Genomic DNA, 432 nt, shown 5'->3' with positions numbered 1-432 from the left:
ACTGGCTGCTGCACCCACTGCTGCACGCGCCGACCCAACGCGTCGACGTCGACTTCCAGCTGCTGCCCGGCGAAGCCCACGAACTCAAGCACTGGACGCCCGTGCACGTGCACCTCGGCGCCCAGGACGTCACCGCCCGCGTCGCCCTGCTCGAAGGCACGAGCCTGGCGCCGGGCGAACGCGCCTTCGCCCAGCTACTGCTCAACGCACCGAGCCACGCGGTACATGGCGACCGCATCGTCCTGCGCGACCAGTCCGCCCAGCGCACCCTTGGCGGTGGCCGTGTGCTCGACCCCTTTGCACCGCCACGCAATCGCCGTCGTGCCGCGCGGCTGGAGCAACTTCGCGCCCTCAACCAGCCGAGCCTGGAGCAGGCATTGCCGCCACTGCTCGCCAGCGCCACCAATGGCATCGACCCGCAAGGCCTGGAAC

1 pseudogene is annotated in these 432 nt (G+C 70.6%); it reads left to right on the top strand.

From position 1 onward, the window contains the following. Positions 1 to 432: pseudogene (locus ACU8YC_RS28315) on the top strand (hypothetical protein); the annotation flags it as partial.

The sequence above is a fragment of the Citrobacter sp. VF227 genome (assembly GCF_052950715.1).
This window is presented reverse-complemented; position numbering and strand designations above follow the sequence as displayed.